The 407-nt window shown below is 66.8% G+C and carries 1 protein-coding gene; it reads right to left on the minus strand.

All coding sequences use genetic code 11. The features are described from left to right. The coding region (locus QAA18_RS12860; protein WP_279413491.1) for a GTP-binding protein at positions 1-407 on the minus strand (407 nt) is incomplete at both ends.

A 407-nucleotide genomic window follows, 5' to 3' on the forward strand; every position in this document is an offset into this window, starting at 1 on the left:
TCGACCAGGTCCATCTTGTTCACCGCCAGCAACACGTGCCGGATGCCCAGCAGCGAGACGATGTAGCTGTGCCGCCGGGTCTGGGTCAGCAGGCCCTTGCGCGCGTCCACCAGCACCACCGCCAGGTCCGCGGTGGACGCACCGGTGGCCATGTTGCGCGTGTACTGCTCGTGGCCGGGGCAGTCGGCGACGATGAACTTGCGCTTGTCGGTGCCGAAGAACCGGTAGGCCACGTCGATGGTGATGCCCTGTTCGCGCTCGGCGGCCAGGCCGTCGACCAGCAGGGCGAAGTCGATCTCGCCGTTCTGGGTGCCAAAGCGCTTGCTGTCGCTTTCCAGCGCGCTGACCTGGTCGTCCAGCAGCAGCTTCGTGTCGTGCAGCAACCGCCCGATCAGCGTGCTCTTGCC

Origin of the sequence: Luteimonas sp. 8-5, assembly GCF_029763755.1 — a bacterium.
In the GTDB taxonomy this organism is placed as follows: domain Bacteria; phylum Pseudomonadota; class Gammaproteobacteria; order Xanthomonadales; family Xanthomonadaceae; genus Cognatiluteimonas.